Source organism: Pseudoalteromonas sp. GW168-MNA-CIBAN-0100 (assembly GCF_040309225.1).
Lineage (GTDB): Bacteria > Pseudomonadota > Gammaproteobacteria > Enterobacterales > Alteromonadaceae > Pseudoalteromonas > Pseudoalteromonas arctica.
Map to the genome: position 1 here is coordinate 1 of NZ_JBEOOL010000490.1, position 279 is coordinate 279.

The window sequence follows — 279 nt, forward strand, 5'->3', positions numbered from 1 at the left end:
CTTGCCGGCTGCGGTCAAAGCGGCGCGCTCTATCTGCCCACCGTGCCTCCGATGCCCAAGCCGATCCAGCCGCAGAATACGCCGCCGTCGGACGTGAAACCGACCGACGAAAACGCGTCGTCCGACGAGTCGCCCGACACGTCCGGCTCGCCGCTCACGCTGTCGCCCGAACTGTCGAGCACATCGACCATGCCCGCCCCGGCATCGGGCCCGGCCGCGACGAAGTAACGACGCACTGCCGCCCGCGCGGCGCACGAAACGAGGCGATGACTTCCCGGT

General features: G+C 69.5%; 1 protein-coding gene. It reads left to right on the forward strand.

Translation table 11 applies throughout. The features are described 5' to 3' along the window. The coding region (locus tag AAEY62_RS22095) for a lipoprotein (protein WP_350636545.1) at positions 1-228 on the forward strand (228 nt) is incomplete at its 5' end. Positions 229-279 lie beyond the last annotated feature (51 nt).